24 protein-coding genes and 1 tRNA gene are annotated in these 22,439 nt (G+C 63.3%); 1 reads left to right on the top strand and 24 read right to left on the bottom strand.

What is annotated here, in order from left to right:
- The first annotated feature begins 5 nt into the window (after positions 1-5).
- Positions 6-698, top strand: a complete 693-nt coding sequence (locus tag QZM67_RS28405; RefSeq protein ID WP_175023712.1) for a glutathione binding-like protein — start codon at positions 6-8, stop codon at positions 696-698.
- A 47-nt stretch (positions 699-745) separates the two neighbouring features.
- On the opposite strand, the gene QZM67_RS28400 is transcribed toward QZM67_RS28405, so the two are convergent.
- The 24 genes from QZM67_RS28400 to tpiA form a co-directional block, all read right to left on the bottom strand.
- On the bottom strand, positions 746-1,222 hold the full coding sequence (locus tag QZM67_RS28400; protein WP_301808475.1) for a MaoC family dehydratase: 477 nt from the start codon (positions 1,220-1,222) through the stop codon (positions 746-748).
- Positions 1,219-1,680, bottom strand: coding sequence for a MaoC family dehydratase (locus QZM67_RS28395; protein WP_301808472.1), 462 nt, complete (start codon positions 1,678-1,680; stop codon positions 1,219-1,221). Before QZM67_RS28395 ends, QZM67_RS28400 begins: the two co-directional genes overlap by 4 nt.
- Positions 1,681-1,717: 37 nt before the next feature.
- The gene (locus tag QZM67_RS28390; RefSeq protein WP_301808469.1) at positions 1,718-2,851 is read right to left on the bottom strand and encodes an acyl-CoA dehydrogenase family protein; all 1,134 of its coding nucleotides are present in this window, start codon (positions 2,849-2,851) and stop codon (positions 1,718-1,720) included.
- A 19-nt stretch (positions 2,852-2,870) separates the two neighbouring features.
- Positions 2,871-4,067 (bottom strand): acyl-CoA dehydrogenase family protein, encoded by a 1,197-nt coding sequence (locus QZM67_RS28385; RefSeq protein ID WP_301808468.1) that lies wholly within the window; start codon positions 4,065-4,067, stop codon positions 2,871-2,873.
- Positions 4,068-4,121: 54 nt separating this feature from the next.
- Positions 4,122-4,544 (bottom strand): DUF1178 family protein, encoded by a 423-nt coding sequence (locus tag QZM67_RS28380; RefSeq protein WP_043188814.1) that lies wholly within the window; start codon positions 4,542-4,544, stop codon positions 4,122-4,124.
- Between the two features lie 136 nt (positions 4,545-4,680).
- Entirely contained in the window at positions 4,681-5,271 is a 591-nt protein-coding gene (locus tag QZM67_RS28375; RefSeq protein WP_089450952.1) for an NUDIX domain-containing protein, read from the bottom strand.
- A gap of 348 nt (positions 5,272-5,619) precedes the next feature.
- Complete coding sequence (locus tag QZM67_RS28370; RefSeq protein ID WP_043188818.1) at positions 5,620-5,916, bottom strand: DUF2818 family protein; 297 nt, start codon at positions 5,914-5,916, stop codon at positions 5,620-5,622.
- A complete protein-coding gene (nuoN, locus tag QZM67_RS28365) occupies positions 5,916-7,370 on the bottom strand; it encodes an NADH-quinone oxidoreductase subunit NuoN (RefSeq protein WP_179258716.1) in 1,455 nt (484 codons plus the stop codon). Before nuoN ends, QZM67_RS28370 begins: the two co-directional genes overlap by 1 nt.
- Before the next feature lie 36 nt (positions 7,371-7,406).
- Complete coding sequence (locus tag QZM67_RS28360) at positions 7,407-8,897, bottom strand: NADH-quinone oxidoreductase subunit M (RefSeq protein WP_043188824.1); 1,491 nt, start codon at positions 8,895-8,897, stop codon at positions 7,407-7,409.
- 16 nt (positions 8,898-8,913) lie between these two features.
- Positions 8,914-10,968, bottom strand: a complete 2,055-nt coding sequence (gene nuoL, locus QZM67_RS28355; RefSeq protein WP_043188827.1) for an NADH-quinone oxidoreductase subunit L — start codon at positions 10,966-10,968, stop codon at positions 8,914-8,916.
- Between the two features lie 17 nt (positions 10,969-10,985).
- The gene (nuoK, locus tag QZM67_RS28350; protein ID WP_006478272.1) at positions 10,986-11,291 is read right to left on the bottom strand and encodes an NADH-quinone oxidoreductase subunit NuoK; all 306 of its coding nucleotides are present in this window, start codon (positions 11,289-11,291) and stop codon (positions 10,986-10,988) included.
- Between the two features lie 18 nt (positions 11,292-11,309).
- Positions 11,310-11,960, bottom strand: a complete 651-nt coding sequence (locus tag QZM67_RS28345; protein WP_301808463.1) for an NADH-quinone oxidoreductase subunit J — start codon at positions 11,958-11,960, stop codon at positions 11,310-11,312.
- Between the two features lie 112 nt (positions 11,961-12,072).
- A complete protein-coding gene (nuoI, locus tag QZM67_RS28340; protein ID WP_011352695.1) occupies positions 12,073-12,561 on the bottom strand; it encodes an NADH-quinone oxidoreductase subunit NuoI in 489 nt (162 codons plus the stop codon).
- Positions 12,562-12,573: 12 nt separating this feature from the next.
- A complete protein-coding gene (nuoH, locus tag QZM67_RS28335; protein WP_043188836.1) occupies positions 12,574-13,641 on the bottom strand; it encodes an NADH-quinone oxidoreductase subunit NuoH in 1,068 nt (355 codons plus the stop codon).
- Positions 13,642-15,972 carry an NADH-quinone oxidoreductase subunit NuoG gene (gene nuoG, locus QZM67_RS28330; RefSeq protein WP_043188839.1) on the bottom strand — a complete coding sequence of 777 codons (2,331 nt, stop codon included), beginning with the start codon at positions 15,970-15,972 and terminating at the stop codon, positions 13,642-13,644. It abuts the gene before it with no gap.
- 82 nt (positions 15,973-16,054) lie between these two features.
- Positions 16,055-17,365 carry an NADH-quinone oxidoreductase subunit NuoF gene (gene nuoF / locus QZM67_RS28325; RefSeq protein ID WP_006478267.1) on the bottom strand — a complete coding sequence of 437 codons (1,311 nt, stop codon included), beginning with the start codon at positions 17,363-17,365 and terminating at the stop codon, positions 16,055-16,057.
- The gene (gene nuoE / locus QZM67_RS28320; RefSeq protein WP_006756903.1) at positions 17,362-17,847 is read right to left on the bottom strand and encodes an NADH-quinone oxidoreductase subunit NuoE; all 486 of its coding nucleotides are present in this window, start codon (positions 17,845-17,847) and stop codon (positions 17,362-17,364) included. The genes nuoF and nuoE overlap by 4 nt, the downstream gene beginning before the upstream one ends.
- Positions 17,848-18,018: 171 nt before the next feature.
- A complete protein-coding gene (locus tag QZM67_RS28315; RefSeq protein WP_043188847.1) occupies positions 18,019-19,272 on the bottom strand; it encodes an NADH-quinone oxidoreductase subunit D in 1,254 nt (417 codons plus the stop codon).
- Positions 19,273-19,281: 9 nt separating this feature from the next.
- Entirely contained in the window at positions 19,282-19,884 is a 603-nt protein-coding gene (locus QZM67_RS28310; protein WP_043188849.1) for an NADH-quinone oxidoreductase subunit C, read from the bottom strand.
- A 21-nt stretch (positions 19,885-19,905) separates the two neighbouring features.
- On the bottom strand, positions 19,906-20,385 hold the full coding sequence (locus QZM67_RS28305; protein ID WP_006398799.1) for an NADH-quinone oxidoreductase subunit B family protein: 480 nt from the start codon (positions 20,383-20,385) through the stop codon (positions 19,906-19,908).
- Positions 20,386-20,447: 62 nt separating this feature from the next.
- Positions 20,448-20,807 (bottom strand): NADH-quinone oxidoreductase subunit A, encoded by a 360-nt coding sequence (locus tag QZM67_RS28300; RefSeq protein ID WP_006398798.1) that lies wholly within the window; start codon positions 20,805-20,807, stop codon positions 20,448-20,450.
- A 153-nt stretch (positions 20,808-20,960) separates the two neighbouring features.
- A tRNA-Leu gene (locus QZM67_RS28295) sits at positions 20,961-21,045 on the bottom strand.
- A 112-nt stretch (positions 21,046-21,157) separates the two neighbouring features.
- Positions 21,158-21,535, bottom strand: a complete 378-nt coding sequence (secG, locus tag QZM67_RS28290; protein ID WP_175023708.1) for a preprotein translocase subunit SecG — start codon at positions 21,533-21,535, stop codon at positions 21,158-21,160.
- A 72-nt stretch (positions 21,536-21,607) separates the two neighbouring features.
- Positions 21,608-22,363 carry a triose-phosphate isomerase gene (tpiA, locus tag QZM67_RS28285; protein ID WP_301808458.1) on the bottom strand — a complete coding sequence of 252 codons (756 nt, stop codon included), beginning with the start codon at positions 22,361-22,363 and terminating at the stop codon, positions 21,608-21,610.
- Positions 22,364-22,439: the final 76 nt, after the last annotated feature.

The raw sequence follows: 22,439 nt of genomic DNA, 5'->3' as shown, positions 1-22,439 counted from the left end.
TCACAATGATCGACGTCTATAGCTGGGCGACCCCGAACGGCCACAAGGTGCACATCATGCTCGAGGAAACGGGCCTCGCCTATCGTGTCCATCCGGTCGATATCGGCGCAGGCGACCAGTTCAAGCCGGACTTCCTGAAGATCAGCCCGAACAACAAGATCCCCGCGATCGTCGATCCGGACGGCCCCGGCGGCCAGCCGATCTCACTGTTTGAATCGGGCGCGATCCTGATCTACCTCGCGGAGAAGACCGGCAAGTTCCTGCCGACCGATCCGGCCGCGCGCTATGCGACGCTCGAATGGCTGATGTTCCAGATGGGCGGTGTCGGCCCGATGCTCGGGCAGGCGCACCACTTCCGCCTGTATGCGCCGGAGAAGATCGAGTATGCGGTCAACCGCTACACGAACGAAGCGAAGCGGCTGTACAACGTGATGGACAAGCGGCTCGGCGAATCCGAGTATCTCGCGGGCGACGAGTACACGATCGCGGACATTGCGACGTTCCCGTGGACGCGCTCGTGGCAGAACCAGGGTATCGTGCTCGACGAATTGCCGAACGTGAAGCGCTGGCACGAAGCGATCGCCGCGCGACCGGCCGTGCAGTGCGGTGTCGAAGTGCTCGCATCGATGCGCAAGGCGCTGCAGGACGACAAGGCACGCGAGGTGCTGTTCGGTGCGACGCAATACGCGAAGCACTGACACGCATGTGACGAGCGGAGCGGCATCCGTGGATGCCGCTCCCCGCTTCAGAAGTAATGCAGCGTGATGAATTCCGCCGCACAAACCGGCAGTGGCGCGTCGGGACGCTCGACCTGCATCGTCACCGACCACGTCACCTGCACACCGCCTTTTGCGGCCTCGGCGGTTTCCTTTACCGCAAACAGCGCGCGCACACGTGCGCCGACCGGCACCGGCTTCAGGAACCGCACGCGGTTCAGTCCGTAGTTCACGCCCATCTTCTGCTCGAAACGCATCGCGTCGGCCATCAACGCCGGAATCAGCGACAGCGTCAGGAACCCGTGCGCGATCGGGCCGCCGAACGGCGACTCGCGCCGCGCTCGTTCGGGATCGACGTGAATCCATTGATGATCGCCGGTCGCATCGGCAAAGCCATCGACACGACGCTGGTCGATCGCGAGCCAGCCGCTCGCGAGCGGCTCTGCGCCGACACGCGCCTGCAGCGCCTGTACCGATGCGATCAGCGGCAAGGTCACGTCGGTCATGCTTGCTTGCCTCCCGGATGGCGCAGCCCGAAGATCACCTTGGTATGCACGGTGATCACCGTTTCGCCGGCGCCGTTCACGCCGACCCACTCCGTCGACACGATGCCGCGGTCGGGCTTGCTCTCCGACACGCGCTTGTCGTGGACCTTCTGATACATCGTGATCGTGTCGCCGGCGCGCACCGGCTTGAGCCAGCGGATCGAATCGATACCAGGCGAGCCCATGCTCGTCGAGTCCGACCCGAGCTTCTTGATGAGCAGGCTCATGAACACCGAACACGTATGCCAGCCGCTCGCGACGAGCCCGCCGAAATGAGATGCTTTCCCGGCTTCTTCGTCGAGGTGGAACGACTGCGGGTCGTAGCGTTGCGCGAACGTCTTGATGTCGTCCGGTTCGAACGTGTAACGGCCCACTTCAGTGGTGCTGCCCACCACCAGGTCTTCGTAACTGATGCCCACTAGATGTCTCCTTGTCTGGTGCGCTCGCGCATCGCCGTCACGCTGCGTCGGCCTGCGCGAAATCGGGCAGCGCCGCGATGCGGGCAAGATGATGATCGGTATCGCCGAGCGTCGTCTCGATGATCGTCAGCCGCTTGAACAGGTGTGCAGCGGCGACCTCGTTGGTCACGCCCATGCCGCCATGCAGTTGAACGGCCTGCTGGCCGACGAAGCGCGCGGCGGCGCCGACGCGCGCTTTCGCGGCCGACACGGCCTTGCGCCGCGCATCGGCATCGCCGCTCGCGTAGCGCACGGCTGCCAGGTAGGTCAGCGAACGCGCCTGCTCGGCATGGATCAGCATGTCGACCATCCGGTGCTGCAGCGCCTGGAAACGCGCGATCGGCACGCCGAACTGCTCGCGCGTCTTCGTGTATTCGACCGTCGCGCGATTCAGTTCGTCGAGCGTACCGACCGCTTCCGCACACAGCAGGAACGTCGCGTAATCGGCAACCTGCTCGAGGGCCGCCGCATCGCGCGCACCGCCCGTCAGCAGTCGCGCCGGCGTTTCATTGAGCTCGATCGTCGCGGCACGCTGGCCGTCGATCGTCCGGTAGTCGACCACCTTCGCATTCGCGGCATCCCGTTCGACGACGAAGAGGCCAATGCCGCCGCCGTCGACGCGCGCGGGCACGATCCACGCATCCGCCTGTGCGCCATGCTGAACGACCGACTTCGTGCCGGTCAGCCGGTACGTGCCGCCCTGCTCGTGCGCATGGGTATCGAGTTCGAACAGGTCGTAGCGCGCATGCGGTTCGTGGAACGCGACTGCCACGCGCTTCTGACCCTGCGCGACGGCCTCCAGCAGCGCGGCGTCCTCACCGGCGCCGGAGCCGGCGATGCGCAAGGCCTCGACGCCCACCGCCGTTGCCCAGTACGGCTCGATCACGAGCGCGCGGCCGAGCTCCTGCATCACGACCAGCATGTCGACCGGGCCACCGCCGAAGCCACCCTGTGCGTCCGGCACTGGCAGCGCGGTCAGCCCCAGCTCGGCGAACGCGCTCCATTGCGTGTCCGACACGCCAGCGTCGCTGTGCACGATCGCCTGGCGTGCTTCGAAACCGTACTGCTCGCCGAGATAACGGCGCAGCGCGTCGGTAAACTGCTGCTGTTCATCGGTAAAGCTGAAATCCATGGTTGTCTCCGTTCCCTGATCACAGCCCCAGAATCATCTGCGCGATGATGTTCTTCTGGATCTCGTTCGAACCGCCGTAGATCGACGTCTTCCGGTAATTGAAGTAGTACGCGGCAAGCGGTGCCGCATCGTCGTCGCCCGCGATGCTGTGCTCGCGCTGGCCGTCGAGGAACGGTACGTCGAACGGTGCGGCGAGCGGGCCGATCGCATCGACCATCAGCTCGGTGAGCGCCTGCTGCACTTCCGTGCCCTTGATCTTCAGCATCGACGCCTCGGGGCCCGGCCCCTTGCCGCTCGTCTCGCGGCTGACGACGCGCAGCACCGTCACTTCAAGCGCCATCAGCTCGACCTCGAGCGCCGCGACCTTCGCGGCGAACACGGGATCGGCGAGCAACGGCTTGCCGTTCTTGCGCTGGTTCGACGCCACGCGCTTCAGGAACGCGAGCTCGCGCTTCGACGCGCCGACGCGCGCGATCCCGGTGCGCTCATGGCCAAGCAGGTATTTCGCGTAGGTCCAGCCGCGATTCTCATCGCCGACGAGATTCTCGACCGGCACCTTCACGTCCTCGAAGAACACCTCGTTGACCTCGTGGTCCTCGTCGAGCATGACGATCGGGCGCACCGTGATGCCGGGTGTCTTCATGTCGATCAGAAGGAACGAGATCCCCTCCTGTTTCTTCGCAGCCGGATCGGTGCGCACGAGGCAGAACATCATGTCGGCGTACTGACCGAGCGTCGTCCAGGTCTTCTGGCCATTGACGATGTAGTGGTCGCCATGGCGCTCGGCGCGCGTGCGCAGCGATGCGAGATCGGATCCCGAACCCGGCTCCGAGTAGCCCTGGCACCACCAGTCCGAGCCATCGAGAATGCGCGGCAGATAATGACGCTTCTGCGCTTCGCTGCCGTATTTCATCAACACCGGCGCGACCATCGATACGCCGAACGGCAGCACGGTCGGCGCGCCGATCCGTGCGCACTCCTCATCCCAGATATGCCGCTGCGTCGCGTTCCAGCCCGGGCCGCCATATTCGACCGGCCACGCGGGCGCGGACCAGCCGCGCTGGCCGAGAATCCGGTGCCAGCTCGCGAAATCCTCGCGGTTGAGTCGTTTGTGATCGAGTACTTTGGCGCGCAGTGCGTGAGGCAAGTTGGCCTCAAGCCAGGCGCGAACGTCGACGCGGAACGCGTCGTCCGAGGGGGAATAATCCAGATCCATGCGCAGTGTCTCCTGTCCGCAGCCATCCGGCCCGACGAAGACTCACTGCATACGTTATTGCAGCGGTTCTTTCAGCGCGGCAGGAATTGGCAGCGGCATCACGTCGATGCCTTCTTCGGCCAAGGATTGCGCATCTTCGGGCGTCGTGACGCCACGAATGCTGCGTGCCGGCGCCTCGTTGTAATGGATGCGCCGCGCTTCCTCAGCGAAGCGCTCGCCCACATTCTCGGTTTTCTCCAGCACCTCGCGCAGCGCACGCATCACCTGCGCCTGCAGTGCACGCGGATCGGCCGGCTGCGCCTGCGTCGCGCCCGACAGGTTCAGGCGCGGCGCCGACGGCAGACGGTTGACCTCGGTCGTTCCGCACACCGGGCATTCGACCAGCTTGCGGGACAACTGCGCTTCGAATTCATCGGCGGAAGCGAACCAGCCTTCGAACCGATGACCGTGCGGGCACTGTAAATCGAGGACCTTCATGCTGAATCAGGGCGTGTGACGAGTGTAGCGCAAAAAGCGGTTTTGTGAACGGTCGTGCTAAAAATCGGACGCGCGACGCGGAGGCGTCGCGTCATCGGATTGTAACGCGGCGCCCCACCCGCCGCTGACGCCGCACTCAGGGTGTCAGGACCGGCCCGAGCGGCCACGTGCCGGACAGCACCTTGTCGAGCCACATCGTACCGATGATCGTCTTCACGTCGGAGATCTGGCCCGTGCGCACCCATTCCTGCAGATCGGCTTGCGTCGCGGTGAAGGTTTCGAGGAATTCGCCTTCATCGAGCTTGCGCTCGCCGGCCGTCAGCCCGCGCGCCAGGTACAGGTCGATGAATTCGGTCGAATAGGAAATGATCGGGTGAATCCGGGCCAGGAATACATACTCGCGTGCGGTGTAACCCGTTTCCTCGCGCAGTTCGCGCACCGCGCATGCGAGCGCGCCTTCGTTCGGATCCAGCTTGCCAGCCGGGAATTCGGCCATCACCTTGCCGATCGGGTAGCGATACTGGCTTTCCATCAGCACGCGGCCGTCGTCGAACAGCGGGATCACCATCACCGCGCCCGGATGCTGGACGTATTCGCGCGTGGCCTGCTTGCCGTCCGGCAGACGGACGGTATCGCGCTTGAGCTTGAGGAACGCGCCTTCGAAGATCGCCTCGCTTTCGAGGCAGGTTTCGGTCAGTGCGGCGTCGTGATTGGGTAGTTCGGCCATCGGCGGCTCCAGGAATGAGCGCGACGGCCAAGGGCCTGTCCGCGCTAATAACAAGCTTGCGCTGGCCGCCAGAAGGGCCGAGCGCAAGGAATGCGACGAAGCGAATACTCGACGTATTCGCGAGGAGCATGACGCCACGATCGGCCCTTCTGGCGGCCAGCCCCACTACAGCATTTTTCCGATCAGGGGAACGCGCCTTACCGGCCGTACTGCGACGTCGATCGTCGCTTGTCCCCCAAGGGGACTTCCTTCGGGGCGTTTGGCGCGGCCAAACGGCGCTCCTCACTCCTTGCATTACGGCCCGTAAGGCGCGTTTGCAAGCTTGTTATTAGCGCGGACAGGCCCTTGTCAGCGTCGTTTGACGAGATATTGGAACGTGAAGCCGGGAAACGCGAACACGACGAACAAACTGAACGTGATCGCGTAGAACTGCCAGCCCTGTTCGAAGCGGTTGCCGGCGCGCGACTCGAGCCAGAAGCCGAGCGCCCCAACGATGAAGTACAGCACGATCAGCTCGCCGATCCGTACCCACCCGCTCTTCTTCGTCGCACCGAACGGCACGACGGCGAAGAGGCGTTGGTTCAGGAACGGCAGGTTGGCGCAGACGAGCGCCAACAGCACGATAAACCAGCCGGCTGCCGACATTACAGCGGCAGCGTGTGACGAATTGCCTGCAGGCAAGCCGTCAGCAGCGGGCTCGGGATCAGGCCGAGCACGACGACCGCGAGGCCGTTCAGCACGAGGATCGTGCGCTTGCAGAAATCGCCCGAGATCGGCGTCACATCCTGCGGTGCATCGAAGTACATCAGCTTCACGATGCGCAGGTAGTAGAACGCGCCGAACAGCGACGTGATCACGGCCAGCACGGCCAGCCACGTGAGGCCCGCGTTGACGGTCGCCTCGAGCACGGCGAGCTTCGCGTAGAAGCCGACGGTCGGCGGGATACCTGCCAGCGAGAACATCATGACCATCATCACGAACGCGAACACCGGGCTGCGCTTGTTGAGGCCCTTGAAGTCGTCGATCGTTTCGGCTTCGAAATCGCGGCGCGCGAGCAGCATCACCACGCCGAACGAGCCGAGCGTCGTGATCAGGTAGACGATCGCGTAGAACATCGCCGAGCTGTATGCATTCGCCGGTGCCGCCGCGTCGCCCTTCACGATGCCCGCGAGCAGGCCGAGCAGCACGAAGCCCATGTTCGAGATCGCCGAGTAAGCGAGCATCCGCTTGATGTTGCGCTGGACGATACCGGTGATGTTACCGACGATCAGCGACAGCGCAGCGAGGATCACGAGCGCGGTCTGCCAGTTCTGTGCGAGCGGCAGCAGGCCCATCACCAGGAAACGCAGACCCCACGCGAACGCGGCAACCTTCGGGCCGCCGCCGACGAACAGCGTCATCGCGGTCGGTGCGCCTTGATAGACGTCCGGCACCCACATGTGGAACGGCACGGCGCCGAGCTTGAACGCGATACCGGCGACGATGAAGACCACGCCGAACATCAGCACGGCTGCGTCGGTGTTGCCGCCGACCGCCTTGTACACCTCGCCCAGCTCGAGCGAGCCGGTCGCGCCGTAGAGCATCGAGATGCCGTACAGCACGAAGCCCGACGCGAGCGCGCCCAGCACGTAGTACTTCATCGCGGCTTCGCTCGACTGCGCGGCGTCACGGCGCAGCGCGATGACTGCGTACAGCGACAGCGACATCAGTTCGAGACCGAGGTACAGCGTCAGGAAGTTGTTGCCCGACACCATGACCAGCTGACCGAGCAGCGAGAACATGCCGAGCAGGAACACGTCGCCGCGGAACATGTCGCGATCTTCGAGGTACTTGCGCGAATAGACGAGCGAGACCGCGAAACCGAACGACACGACCGCCTTCATCATGCTCGCGAACGAGTCGACGACGATCATCTTCGAGAAGAAGTAGTACTGCTGCGGGTCGAGTGCCTGCACCGCGAACCACACGCCGGCAACGACCGACGATACGACCGCGATCAGATAAGTCAGACGGCGGCCGGAAGCACCGGTAAAGGTGTCGTTCAGCCATGCGACGACGATGGCGGCCATCACCAGCGCGTCAGGCAACAGGACATTCATAGGAGCGTTCATGATCTTGAGTTCCTCCGCTCGCGATTACTGGGCCAGCGGCAGCTTCGACTGCGCGACATGGGAGAGGAGGTTTTCCACGGAAACGTGCATCACGTCGGTGAAAGGCTTCGGATACAGGCCCATCAGCATCGTGAACGCGGCGAGCACGGCCAGCATCACGAATTCGCGACGGCCGATGTCCTTCAGCTTGGCAACGTGATCGTTCGCAACCGCGCCGAAGTACACGCGCTTGTACATCCACAGCGTGTAAGCAGCACCGAGGATCAGCGTGAATGCCGCACCGAATGCGATCCAGAAGTTGTACTGGACGGCAGCGAGAATCACCATGAACTCGCCGACGAAACCCGACGTGCCCGGCAGGCCGCAGTTGGCCATCGAGAACAGCATCGCGAAGGCCGCGAACTTCGGCATCACGTTGACGACACCACCGTAATCGGCGATCTGGCGCGAGTGCACGCGGTCGTACAGCACGCCGATGCAGAGGAACATCGCGCCCGACACGAAGCCGTGCGAGATCATCTGGATGATCGCGCCTTCGACGCCGAGCTGGTTGAAGATGAAGAAGCCGAGCGTGACGAAGCCCATGTGCGCGATCGACGAATACGCGACCAGCTTCTTCATGTCGGACTGCACCATCGCGACGAGGCCGATGTAGATCACCGCGATCAGCGACAGCGTGATCACGACGGGTGCCAGGAAGTGGCTCGCGTCAGGCGTGATCGGCAGCGAGAAGCGCAGGAAACCGTATGCGCCGAGCTTCAGCATGATCGCAGCCAGCACGACCGAGCCGCCCGTCGGCGCTTCCACGTGCGCGTCCGGCAGCCAGGTGTGAACCGGCCACATCGGCACCTTCACTGCGAATGCGAGGAAGAAGGCAATGAACAACAGTATCTGCGGCGTCATCGCGATCTTCGCGTTCTGCCACGTCGCGAGGTCGAACGAATGCGTTTCCGTGTACAGATAGATCAGTGCGACCAGCATCAGCAGCGAGCCGGCCAGCGTGTACAGGAAGAACTTGAATGCTGCATACACGCGGTTCGGGCCGCCCCACACGCCGATGATGATGTACATCGGGATCAGGGTCGCTTCGAAGAACACGTAGAACAGCAGGCCGTCGGCCGCCGAGAAGACGCCGATCATGATCCCGGACAGGATCAGGAACGCCGCGAGGTACTGCGCGACGTTCTCGGTGATCACTTCCCATGCGGCGATCACGACGATCACCGTGATCAGCGCGGTCAGCACGACGAACCACATCGAGATGCCGTCAACGCCGAGGTGATACGCGATGTCGAAGCGTTCGATCCAGGTCGAGTTCTCGACGAACTGCAGCGCAGCCGTGCTCGAATCGAAGCCCGTGATCAACGGGATCGTGACCGCCAGGCCGAGCAGCGAACCGATCAGCGCAATCCAGCGGGCCGTCCCCGGATTTTTATCGTTACCCACCGCAAGCACGAGGAGGCCGAAAACGATCGGCAGCCAGATCGCGGTACTGAGAATCGGAAAAGCGTGCATTAAGTTGTCCCCCGCCTTATTTGCCGCCGAGCGTTACAAACAGGGTCAGGAGCCCCAGCATGCCGATGATCATGGCGAACGCGTAGTGATAGATGTAACCGGATTGGAGGAAGCGGATCACGCTGGCGAACCAGCCAATGAACCGGGCGCTGCCGTTGACGAGGCCGTCGATCACCACGACGTCACCCTCCTTCCACAGGCCGCGGCCGATCGCCACCGAACCGCGGGCGAACACCACTTCGTTGATCTTGTCCATGTAGTACTTGTTGTCCAGCAGCGTGTAGATCGGGCCGAACGCGCGGCGGATCGACGCCGGCAGTTCCGGACGCTTCAGGTACAGGAACCACGCGACAACGACACCGGCGAGTGCGAGCCAGACCGGCAGGCCCGACACCGAGTGCAGGCCCATGCCCACCCAGCCGTGGAACTCTTCGGCCATCTCGGCCAGTGCCGGATGGTTTTCGCCGATGAAGATCACCTTGTCGAATGCAACGCCGTGCTGGAAGAAGTCACCGAACAGCATCGGGCTGATCGCGAACGCACCGATGATGACCGACGGGATCGCCAGCAGGACCAGCGGCACCCACACGACCCACGGGGTCTCGTGCGGCTCGTGCGCGTGGTCGTCATGACCGTGGCCATGGCCGTGATCGTCGTGGCCGTGTGCAGCCGCCATGCCCATCGGCGATTCCGGATGCTTCGGCTTGCGGAAGCGCTCTTCGCCGTGGAACACCAGGAAGTACATGCGGAACGAGTACAGCGCCGTGACGAACACGCTCGCGACGACCGCGAAGTATGCGAAGCCCGAACCCGGCAGGTGCGACAGCTTCACTGCGTCGATGATCGAGTCCTTCGAGTAGAAGCCCGAGAAGAACGGCGTGCCGATCAGCGCGAGCGAACCGACGAGCGACGTGATCCACGTGATCGGCATGTACTTGCGCAGGCCGCCCATGTTGCGCATGTCCTGGTCGTGGTGCATGCCCATGATGACCGAGCCGGCGCCGAGGAACAGCAGCGCCTTGAAGAACGCGTGCGTCATCAGGTGGAACACGGCGACCGGGTAAGCGGACACGCCGAGCGCGACGGTCATGTAGCCGAGCTGCGACAGCGTCGAGTACGCGACCACACGCTTGATGTCGTTCTGGACGATACCGAGGAAGCCCATGAAGAGCGCCGTGATCGCGCCGATCACCGTGATGAACGACAGCGCGGTATCCGACAGTTCGAACAGCGGCGACATGCGCGACACCATGAAGATGCCGGCGGTCACCATCGTCGCCGCGTGAATCAGCGCGGAGATCGGGGTCGGGCCTTCCATCGAGTCCGGCAGCCACACGTGCAGCGGGAACTGTGCCGACTTACCCATCGCGCCGATGAACAGGCAGATACAGGCCACGGTCAGCAGGCCCCAGTCGGTGCCCGGGAAGTGCAGGCTCGCGAGTTCCGCGCGCTTCGCAAACACTTCGCCGTAGTTCATCGAACCCGCGAATGCGAGCAGCAGGCCGATGCCGAGCAGGAAGCCGAAGTCACCCACGCGGTTCACGAGGAACGCCTTCATGTTCGCGTAGATCGCGCTCTCACGCGTGAAGTAGAAGCCGATCAGCAGGTACGACACCAGACCCACCGCTTCCCAGCCGAAGAACAGCTGCAGGAAGTTGTTGCTCATCACGAGCATCAGCATCGAGAACGTGAACAGCGAGATGTACGAGAAGAAGCGCTGGTAGCCGTCTTCTTCCGCCATGTAGCCGATCGTGTACACGTGCACCATCAGCGAGACGAAGGTCACGACGACCATCATCATCGCGGTCAGCGAATCGACGAGGAAGCCGACTTCGAGCTTCAGCGAACCGACGTTCATCCATTCGTAGACGGTCGCGTTGAAGCTTGCGCCGCCCATCACGTCGAAGAAGACTTTCGCCGACAGGAGGAACGCGATCATTACGCCGAGGATCGTGATCCGGTGTGCGCCCTTGCGCCCGACTGCGTTCCCGAACAGCCCCGCAATCAGCGAGCCGGCCAGCGGAGCGAGCGGAATCGCCAGCAGCAGGTTTTCATTGAGTGTCGTTGACATAACAGCGTTGCCTGAAATTAACCTTTGAGCTGATCGAGATCCTCGACATTGATCGTGTCGAGCTTACGGAACAGGGTCACCAGAATCGCGAGGCCGATCGCGGCTTCCGCTGCGGCGACCGTCAGCACGAAGAACACGAAGATCTGGCCGTGCACATCGCCGAGGTAATGCGAAAACGCGACGAAGTTGGTGTTCACCGCCAGCAGCATCAGTTCAATCGACATCAGGATGATGATGACGTTGCGGCGGTTCAGGAAGATCCCGACGATCGCGATCGCAAAGAGGATCGCGCCGAGTACGAGGTAGTGAGCCAGTGTCAGCATGGTTTTCTTTTCCTCCGCTTAGCCGTTGGTGCTCGAACCGGCTTCGCTCTGCGCCGTTTCCGGCTGCGGCTTTTCCGCTTCCATCTTCACGAGGCGCACGCGGTCGTTGCGGCGCACCTTGACCTGATCCGACACGCGCTGGCGCTTGCTGTCCTTGCCCTTGCGCTCGGTCAGCCCGATTGCGGCAATGATCGCGACCAGCAGCACGAGGCCGGCGATTTCAAACGCGAAGATGTAGTCGGTGTAGATCACCTTGCCGATCAGTCGCGTGTTCGACCAGTTGGCCATCTCGCCCGTCGTCATCGCGTGCACCGTCTGCGTGTCGCCGTAGCCGCGCCACAGGATCAGCGCGGTTTCGATCACGATGATCGCACCGACCACGGTCGCCATCGGGACGAAGCGTTTGAAGTCGCGACGCAGGTAGTCGATGTTGATGTCCAGCATCATCACGACGAACAGGAACAGCACCATCACGGCGCCCACGTAGACCAGCACCAGCAGGATCGCGAGGAACTCCGCTTCCAGCAGCATCCAGATCGCGGCGGCGTTGAAGAACGCCAGCACAAGGAAAAGCGCAGACGCCACCGGGTTGCGCGAAGTGATCACCTTCAGCCCTGATACCACCAGGAGCAGCGCGAAGATGTAGAACAGTACGGTCGTGAATTCCATGATTACCGGTTCATCGTTAGGCCATAGTCAGGCGCGGCTTGCGGGACGCTCTTGCGAGCCGCACCCGTCGCGGCGGCTCGGCCCGTGCTTCGGGCCGGCACTGCAAACACAATCAACGATACGGCGCGTCGGCAGCCTTCGCCGCTGCGATGTCCTTCTCGTAGCGATCGCCCACTGCGAGCAGCATTTCCTTCGTGAAATACAGGTCGCCGCGCTTTTCGCCGTGGTACTCGAGAATCTGCGTCTCGACGATCGAATCGACCGGGCAGCTCTCTTCGCAGAAACCGCAGAAGATGCACTTCGTCAGGTCGATGTCGTAGCGCGTCGTGCGGCGCGTGTTGTCCGCGCGCGTTTCCGATTCGATCGTGATCGCCATCGCGGGGCACACGGCCTCGCACAGCTTGCACGCGATGCAGCGCTCTTCGCCGTTTTCGTAGCGGCGCAGTGCATGCAGCCCGCGGAAACGCGGCGAAATCGGCGTCTTTTCTTCCGGGAACTGCACGGTGACCTTGCGCTTGAACGTGTAACGGCCGGTCAGCGCGAGCCCCTGCAGCAGCTCGGTCAGGAAGAAGGTCTTAAAGAAGTGTTGGATTGCGCTCATGATTTCGTCCGATTACTTCACCCAGATGTTGAGCGGCGACATCATCCAGAAGCCGACCACGACCACCCAGACCACCGTGACGGGCAGGAACACCTTCCAGCCCAAGCGCATGATCTGGTCGTAACGGAAACGCGGGAACGTCGCGCGAACCCAGATGAACACCGACAGCAGCGCGAATATCTTCAGCACCAGCCAGAAGATGCCCGGAATGAACGACAGGAATTCGAACGGTGCATCCCAGCCGCCGAGGAACAGCGTCGCAGTCAGCGCCGAGATCACGATCATGTTGATGTACTCGGCGAGGAAGAACAGCGCGAACGCCATACCCGAGTAATCGATCATGTGACCCGCGACGATTTCCGACTCCCCTTCCACCACGTCGAACGGGTGGCGGTTCGTTTCGGCGATGCCCGAGATGAAGTACACGACGAACGCCGGCAGCAGCGGCAGCCAGTTCCACGACAGGAAGTTCACGCCGTGGCCAGCGAAGAAGCCGTGTTGCTGCGAGCCGACGATTTCCGACATGTTCAGGCTGCCGGCCGTCATCAGCACGAGCACCAGCGCGAAGCCCATCGAGATTTCGTACGAGACCATCTGCGCCGCGGCGCGCATCGCACCGAGAAATGCGTACTTCGAGTTCGACGCCCAGCCGGCGAGAATCACCGCGTACACGCCGATCGACGAGATCGCCATCGCGTACAGCAGGCCCGCGTTGATGTCCGCGAGCACGGCCTTGGCCTGGAACGGGATCACCGCCCACACGGCGAACGCCGGCACGACGGTCATCACCGGCGCGATCAGGTACAGCCAGCGGCTGGCGGCGCTCGGCTGAATGACTTCCTTCAGCAGCAGCTTCAGCACGTCGGCGATCGGCTGCAGCAGGCCGCCGGGGCCGACGCGGTTCGGGCCGAGACGCACGTGCATCCAGCCGATCAGCTTGCGTTCCCACAGAATCAGGTACGCGACGCACAGCAGGATGACGACGGAGACGACGAGGATGCGCACGACTGCCCACACCGTCGGCCACGCGAAGCCGAGAAGCTGGGACCCGCCCGCGTTGATCGTATCGAACAAGCTCATTTACGCCTTCTCCACCACCAGTTCACCGGACAGGCTACCGAGCGCTGCGCCGGCAGGCGTCGCCGCCGACACGCGAACGACGGTCTCCGCAAGATTCGCGTCGCGCACGGCCGGCAACTGCACCGCACGCTCGCCCTGGCGCACGCGCACCGCGTCGCCCTCCTTCAAGCCCAGCTTGTCGAACAGCGCGGCCGGCAGGGCTGCGGCATTCGCCGCCTTCGCAGCGGCCGTCAGGTGCAGCGCACCTGCGCGGCGCACGAGTGCGTCGGCGTGATAGATCGGCACATCGGCCAGGCGCTCGAACCCGCCGTTCGCGGCATTCGCCGCGACGCGCACCGGTGCGACCGACGTCTGGTTCGACAGGCGGCCCGCGACGCCGGCGTCGCCGAGCGCTGCGAGACGCACTTCTTCCGAGGTCTCGTATTCGAAGTTCGGCAGGCCGAGCAGGCTACCGAGCACGCGCAGTACCTTCCAGCCCGGACGCGTGTCGCCGAGCGGGCGCACGACGCCGTTGAAGCTCTGCACGGTGCCTTCCGCATTCACGTACGTGCCGGCCGTTTCCGTGAACGGCGCAACCGGCAGCAGCACGTCGGCGTAGTCGAGGCCGTGCTTGAACGGCGACATCACGACGACCATTTCCGCCTGGTTCAGGGCGGCAAGCGCCTGCGCCGGGTCGGCAGTGTCGAATTCCGGTTCGACGTTCAGCAGCACGTAGCCCTTGCGCGGCTGCGCGAACGCTTCGCGTGCGTTCAGGCCGCCTTCGCCCGGCAGTGCGCCGACGACGTGCGCACCGACCGTGTTCGCCGCTTCCGTCAGGAAACCGAACGTGGCGCCGGTGTTGTCGGCGATCCACTTGGCGACAGCGTGCAGCTTGGCGAATTCCGGATGGCGGACCGCGACGTTGCCGAGCAGCACCGCGCGGCGTTCGCCGTTCGCGAGCGACTGGGCGACAGCCTGTGCAGCCGGCGATGCCGTGACGCCCGCGAGCGTGTCGGGCAGCGCGACGCCGCGCAGTTGCGCGACGGCCGCGGCGATGCCGGCCAGCTCGTCGAGCCACGCGGACGGCGCAGCAACGATGCGTTGCGCGGTCGGGATCAGCGCGTCGTCACCGGTTGCGTGCAGGAAGTGCAGCTTCGCGCCGTTCTTCGCGGCCTGACGCAGGCGGGCGGCGAACAGCGGGTGGTCGCGGCGCAGGAACGAACCGACGACGAACGCGGCGTCCACGTTCGACAGGTCGGCGATCGGCATGCCGAGCCACGGCGCGCCCTGGACCGGCGCCGAGAAATCCTGCTGGCGCAGACGGAAGTCGACGTTCGGCGTCTTCAGTTCGTTGGCGAGCTGCTTCACGAGGAACAGCTCTTCGGCCGTGCTGTGCGCGCTTGCGAGCATCGCCAGCGCGTTCGCGCCGTGATCCGCAGCGATGCCCTTCAGGCCCTTCGCGACATATTCGAGTGCGGTCTGCCAGTCGGTTTCGATCCACTGGCCGCCCTGCTTCAGCATCGGCTTCGTCAGGCGCTCTTCGCTGTTGAGGCCTTCATACGAGAAGCGATCCTTGTCCGAAATCCAGCATTCGTTGATGGCTTCGTTCTCGAACGGCAGCACGCGCATCACGCGGTTGTTCTTCACCTGTACCACGAGGTTCGCGCCGACGGAATCGTGCGGGCTCACCGACTTGCGGCGCGACAGTTCCCACGTCCGGGCGCTGTAGCGGAACGGCTTGCTGGTCAGCGCGCCGACCGGGCACAGGTCGATCATGTTGCCCGACATTTCGGAATCGACCGTCTTGCCGACGAACGTCGTGATTTCCGAGTGCTCGCCGCGGCCCAGCATGCCGAACTCCATCACGCCGGCGATTTCCTGACCGAAGCGGACGCAGCGCGTGCAGTGGATGCAGCGCGACATTTCTTCCATCGAGATCAGCGGGCCCACGTTCTTGTGGAACACCACGCGCTTCTCTTCCGCGTAGCGCGACGACGACTTGCCGTAACCGACCGCCAGATCCTGCAGCTGGCATTCGCCACCCTGATCGCAGATCGGGCAGTCGAGCGGGTGGTTGATGAGGAGGAATTCCATCACCGACTGCTGCGCCTTCACGGCCTTGTCGGATTGCGTATGGACGATCATGCCGGCCGACACGGGGGTCGCACAGGCAGGCACGGCCTTCGGCATCTTCTCGACTTCGACGAGACACATCCGGCAGTTGGCCGCAACCGACAGTTTCTTGTGATAGCAGAAGTGAGGAATGTACTTATCCGCCTTGTGCGCAGCCTGGATCACCATGCTGCCTTCGGGCACCTCGACCTTCTTGCCGTCTATTTCAAGTTCAACCATGATGGTGAATGGTCCTTAACCTATTTCCGCCCGTTCGCGCCTTCGCCCGACCGTGCGCTCAAATTCCGCAACCGGGTACGCTTCAGGCTGCCGCTGCGTGCGCGTGGCCGCCGACCATGCAGTGCTTGTGCTCGACGTGGTACGCGAATTCATCCCAGTAGTGCTTGAGCATCCCGCGTACCGGCATCGCCGCCGCATCGCCGAGTGCACAGATCGTGCGGCCCATGATGTTCTCGGCAACCGAGTTCAGCAGGTCCAGATCTTCCTGGCGCCCTTCGCCGTGCTCGATACGATTCACGACGCGATACAGCCAGCCGGTGCCTTCACGGCACGGCGTGCACTGGCCGCACGATTCCTCGTAGTAGAAGTACGACAGGCGCAGCAGCGAGCGCACCATGCAGCGCGTCTCGTCCATCACGATCACCGCGCCGGAACCGAGCATCGAGCCCGCCTTCGCGATCGAATCGTAGTCGAGATCCGTCTGCATCATGATGTCGCCCGGGATCACCGGCGCCGACGAACCGCCCGGAATCACGGCCTTGATCTTCTTGCCGCCGCGCATCCCGCCGGCGAGCTCCATCAGCGTCGCGAACGGCGTGCCGAGCGGCACTTCGTAGTTGCCCGGACGCTCGACGTCGCCCGACACCGAGAAAATCTTCGTGCCGCCGTTGTTCGGCTTGCCGATCTCAAGGTAATTCTGCGGCCCGATGGACAGCAGGAACGGCACCGCGGCGAACGTCTCGGTGTTGTTGATCGTGGTGGGCTTGCCGTACACGCCGAAGCTCGCCGGGAACGGCGGCTTGAAGCGCGGCTGGCCCTTCTTGCCTTCGAGCGACTCGAGCAGTGCCGTTTCTTCGCCGCAGATGTACGCGCCGTAACCGTGGTGCGCGTGCAGCTGGAACGAGAATTCCGAGCCCATGATGTTGTCGCCGAGGAACCCGGCAGCGCGCGCTTCATCGAGCGCGGCTTCGAAGCGTCGATACACTTCGAAGATTTCGCCGTGGATGTAGTTGTAGCCGACGGTGATGCCCATCGCGTACGCGCCGATGGCCATGCCTTCGATCAGCGCATGCGGGTTCCAGCGCAGGATGTCGCGATCCTTGAACGTGCCCGGTTCGCCTTCGTCCGAGTTGCAGACGAGGTACTTCTGCCCCGGGAACTGGCGCGGCATGAAGCTCCACTTCAGGCCGGTCGGGAAGCCCGCACCGCCACGGCCACGCAGGCCCGACGCCTTGACGTCGGCGATCACCTGCTCGGGCGGAATCTTTTCTTCGAGAATGCGGCGCAGCTGCTTGTAGCCGCCACGCGCGACGTAATCTTCGAGATGCCAGTTCTCGCCGTTCAGACCAGCGAGGATCAGCGGTTTGATGTGACGGTCGTGGAGGGACGTCATTTCGAGAGCTCCTCAAGCAGCTGGTCGATCTTCTCGCGGCTCATGAAGCTGCACATTCTGTGGTTGTTCACCAGCAGCACCGGTGCATCGCCGCACGAGCCCATGCATTCGCCTTCCTTCAGCGTGAACTTGCCGTCGGGCGTGGTCTCGCCGAAGCCGATGCCCAGCTTCTGTTTCAGGTAGTCGGCAGTCGCTTCCGCGCCGCCGTGCGGGCCAAGCTGGCACGGCAGGTTCGTACAGAGCGTGATCTTGTGCTTGCCGACCGGGTTGAGCTCGTACATCGTGTAGAACGTCGCGACTTCCTGCACGGCAACGGCCGGCATGCCGAGATAGTCCGCAACGAACTGCATCAGTTCGGGCGACAGCCAGCCGTGCTCTTCCTGAGCAACGGCCAACGCCGACATCACGGCGGACTGTTTCTGATCGGCGGGATACTTCGTCAACGCTCGATCGATTTCCTTCAGGCCTTCAGCTGAGATCATTTTCAGACACGACTCTTTCAATTCCTACCGAACGAACAACCTGCCGCACACTGGGGTGCATGGACGGCAGACCTGGCGCTCACTGTTGACAGCTTACGAAGCCGCGCCGGTTCAGCGCGCATCGCGTGTGACTTGCTGCTCGCCGCCCGCTCGCGCGGGCGGCGCTAACCATTAGCGATCGATTTCGCCGAACACGATGTCCTGCGTACCGATGATCGTGACGGCATCGGCGATCATGTGACCGCGTGCCATTTCGTCGAGCGACGCCAGGTGCGCGAAACCCGGCGCGCGAATCTTGAGGCGATACGGCTTGTTGGCACCATCCGACACGAGGTAGATGCCGAACTCACCCTTCGGATGCTCGACCGCCGCGTACGCTTCGCCTTCCGGCACATGGAAACCTTCGGTGAAGAGCTTGAAGTGGTGAATCAAGTCTTCCATGTTGGTCTTCATGCCGACGCGCGACGGCGGGGCAACCTTGTGATTGTCCGTCATCACCGGGCCCTGATTCTTGCGGAGCCACTCAATACACTGTTTCGCGATACGGATCGACTGGCGCATTTCTTCGACGCGCACCAGATAGCGGTCGTAGCAATCACCGTTCACGCCGACCGGCACATCGAAATCCATGCGATCGTACACTTCGTACGGCTGCTTCTTGCGCAGATCCCAGGCGATGCCCGAGCCGCGCAGCATCGGGCCCGTCAGGCCCATCTGCAGCGCACGTTCCGGGCTGACCACGCCGATCCCGACCAGACGCTGCTTCCAGATCCGGTTGTCGGTGAGCAGCGTTTCGTATTCGTCGACGCACTTCGGGAAGCGCGTGAAGAAGTCGTCGATGAAGTCGAGCACCGAGCCGCTGCGCGCTTCGTTCATCTTCGCGAGCGCCTTCTCGTTACGGATCTTCGACGCCTTGTATTGCGGCATTGCGTCAGGCAGATCGCGATAGACGCCGCCCGGACGGTAGTACGCCGCGTGCATCCGGGCACCGGACACCGCTTCGTACACGTCCATCAGGTCTTCGCGTTCGCGGAATGCGTACAGGAACACGGCCATCGCGCCGACGTCGAGTGCGTGCGCGCCGATCCACATCAGGTGGTTCAGCACGCGCGTGATCTCGTCGAACAGCACGCGGATGTACTGCGCGCGCTCCGGCACTTCGATGCCGAGCAGCTTTTCGATCGCGAGCACGTAGCCGTGCTCGTTGACCATCATCGACACGTAGTCGAGACGATCCATGTACGGCACGGACTGGATGAACGTTTTGGATTCCGCGAGCTTTTCGGTCGCGCGGTGCAGCAGGCCGATGTGCGGATCGGCACGCTGGATGACTTCGCCGTCGAGCTCGAGCACGAGGCGCAGCACGCCGTGCGCTGCCGGGTGCTGCGGGCCGAAGTTGAGCGTGTAGTTCTTGATTTCTGCCATGACGCCCCCTTAATGTTTCAGACCGCCATAGCGATCCTCGCGGATCACGCGCGGCGTGATTTCGCGCGGCTCGATCGTCACCGGCTGGTACACGACCCGCTTCTCTTCCGGGTCGTAACGCATTTCGACGTAGCCCGACACCGGGAAGTCCTTGCGGAACGGGTGGCCGATGAAGCCGTAGTCGGTGAGGATGCGGCGCAGGTCGGGGTGGCCTTCGAACACGATGCCGTACAGGTCGAACGCTTCGCGCTCGTACCAGTTCGCGGAGGTCCAGATGTCGACCAGCGATGCCACGATCGGCAGGTCGTCGTCCGGCGCGAATGCACGCAGGCGCAGGCGCCAGTTGTTCGTGACCGACAGCAGGTGCGACACGGCCGCGAAACGCGGGCCGTCGTAAGCGCCGTCGCCGAAGGTCTGGTAGTCGACGCCGCACAGGTCGATCAGTTGCTCGAAACGGAGCTTCGGATCGTCGCGCAGCATCTTTGCGACTTCGAGGTAATCGCTCGCCTTTACGACGAGCGTCAGTTCACCGATCGCTTCGGTGAGGCTCACCACGCGCGCGCCGAGCGCGGCTTCGAGGTTTGCCTTGAGGGTCTCGATTTTGCTTGCCATATTGAGGGGACGCTCGGGGCTTTATTGACGGGCGATGGTATTGGTGCGGCGGATCTTCGCCTGAAGCTGGATCACGCCATAGACCAGCGCCTCTGCCGTGGGCGGACAGCCCGGCACATAGACGTCGACCGGCACGATCCGGTCGCAGCCGCGGACCACCGAGTACGAGTAGTGGTAGTAGCCACCGCCGTTCGCGCACGATCCCATCGAGATCACCCAGCGCGGCTCGGCCATCTGGTCGTACACGCGACGCAGCGCGGGCGCCATCTTGTTGCAGAGCGTGCCGGCGACGATCATCACGTCCGACTGACGCGGACTCGGGCGAAACACGACGCCGAACCGGTCCAGGTCATAACGGGCCGCGCCCGCATGCATCATTTCGACGGCGCAACACGCGAGCCCGAACGTCATCGGCCACAGCGAGCCAGTACGCGTCCAGTTGATCAGCTTGTCAGCCGTCGTGGTGACAAACCCTTCCTTCAAGACCCCTTCGATACTCATTTGCTTTCCACTCCAGACGAGCGACCGAGCGTGGCCGCCCATGCAAACCGGCGATTAACCCATCACTCCCAATCGAGGCCGCCTTTCTTCCAGATATAGGCAAAGCCCAGCAGGAATTCGAGCAGAAAAATCATCATTGCGATGAAACCCGGCCAGCCGATATCCCGGAGCGCGACGCCCCACGGAAACAGGAATGCGGTTTCGAGATCGAAGATGATGAACAGGATAGCGACGAGGTAGTACCGGACGTCGAATTTCATCCGGGCGTCTTCAAAGGCTTCGAAGCCGCACTCGTACGGTGCGTTCTTCTCGACGTCCGGCTTGTTGGGACCAAGGAGCTTGCCGATGCTGACCAGCGCTATACCTAAACCAGTGCCCACGAGGAGGAACAACAAGACGGGGTAATAGGCTGCGAGGTTCAAGGCAATCCTCTATCGGTTGGTTCTGAGCGTCCGGAGAATACCACTTCCGGCGGAAGGAATCATTTCGGAGTGCATGCAATCGCAAGACAACCGCAAGCACACCCCAGAAATGAAAAATGCCAGCCACTAGAAGCGGCTGGCATTGAGTAACTTTGGTGCCGACGGCGAGACTCGAACTCGCACAGCTTTCGCCACTACCCCCTCAAGATAGCGTGTCTACCAATTTCACCACGTCGGCACTGCATGCAACCGGGGTTGTAACTACTTGTTTCCCGCGAATCGCTTCAAGAATTAAATTCTAACCTGACTTCCAGAATTGTTCAACGCACAAACGCAAAAATTTGAACTTTTTATTTCGGGACGTCCTGGCCCGGCGCGCTTGCAGCCGAACCCGCGGCAGCGGATGCCGCGACAACCGGTGCCGATGCTGCAGGCGCCGATGCCGGTGCGGTCGCAACCCCACCCAGCACGCCTGCCGACGGCGTCGACTTGTACGAACCGAGGTACGTCAGCGCGAGCGTCGCGATGAAGAAGATCGTCGCGAGAATGCCCGTCGTGCGCGACAGGAAGTTCGCCGAGCCCGTTGCACCGAACAGGCTGCCCGACGCGCCGCTGCCGAACGCAGCGCCCATGTCGGCACCCTTGCCGTGCTGCAGCAGCACGAGACCAATCACACCGAGTGCAGACAGCACCTGCACCACAATAATCAGCGTCTTGAATAACAGCATCACACCCACCCGAATGGATCAGGCGACCGGATCGACCGGCCGCCATCATGGTTCAATTCGATCGCGGACCGCTCAGCGCGCGGCCCGGCAGATCGCCAGGAAATCTTCCGCCTTCAGCGACGCGCCGCCGATCAGGCCACCGTCGATGTCCGGCTGCGCGAACAGCTCTTCCGCGTTGTCCGGCTTCACGCTGCCGCCGTACAGCACGGACACGTCCGCCGCGCCCTTTGCCGCGAGACGCGCACGCAGGAACGCGTGCACATCCTGTGCCTGCGCCGACGTCGCGCTCTTGCCCGTGCCGATCGCCCAGACCGGTTCGTACGCGACGACAATCCGTGCAGCCTCGTCGACCGTCAGCACGGCCAGCACTGCGTCGAGCTGCGCACCGACCACCTGCTCGGTCGCACCCGACTCGCGCTCGTCGAGCGTCTCGCCGACGCACACGACAGGCGTGAGCCCCGCCGCGAGCGAGCGCTGCGTCTTCGCCGCGACCGTCTCGTTGCGCTCGCCGTGATACGCGCGGCGCTCCGAGTGCCCGACGATCGCATAGCGTGCGCCGAACTCCGCGACCATCGCGGCCGCCACTTCACCGGTGAACGCGCCCTGCTCGTGCGCGGACACGTCCTGCGCACCCCAGGCGACACGGCCGCCGTCGAGCTGCGCCTGAACCTGCGCGAGATAGGGGAACGGCACGCACACGCCGACCGACGTTTCGGCCGCCACCGCGCCCGCGCCCTGCACCACTTCGTTCAGCAACGCCTGGTTGCCGGCCAGCCGGCCGTGCATCTTCCAGTTGCCGATCACACGCTTAGTTCTCTGTTTCGACATCGTGTCTGTCTCGTCACCGCTTGGTCATTAACGCGCCGGAAACCGGCCGTCAGGTTTGATCTGGCGAAGCAAACCG

This window comes from Burkholderia sp. AU45251 (genome assembly GCF_030482905.1).
Classification (GTDB): Bacteria; Pseudomonadota; Gammaproteobacteria; order Burkholderiales; family Burkholderiaceae; genus Burkholderia; species Burkholderia aenigmatica.
The sequence above is the reverse complement of the archived record's forward strand: the minus strand, read 5'-3'. Positions and strand labels throughout refer to the sequence as shown.